1 rRNA gene is annotated in these 212 nt (G+C 54.7%); it reads right to left on the reverse strand.

Annotation, left to right across the window (positions count from 1 at the left end):
• Nucleotides 1–212, reverse strand: a 23S ribosomal RNA gene (locus KUM44_RS33025); the annotation flags it as partial.

A 212-nucleotide genomic window follows, 5' to 3' on the forward strand; every position in this document is an offset into this window, starting at 1 on the left:
TTCGGACTCGCTTTCGCTACGGCTTCCCCACACGGGTTAACCTCGCAACACACCGCAAACTCGCAGGCTCATTCTTCAAAAGGCACGCAGTCACGAGAATGAAGCAAGCTCCATTCCGACGCTCCCACGGCTTGTAGGCACACGGTTTCAGGTACTATTTCACTCCCCTCCCGGGGTACTTTTCACCATTCCCTCACGGTACTATCCGCTAT

The organism is Streptomyces sp. AC550_RSS872 (assembly GCF_019049285.1).
Lineage (GTDB): Bacteria > Actinomycetota > Actinomycetes > Streptomycetales > Streptomycetaceae > Streptomyces.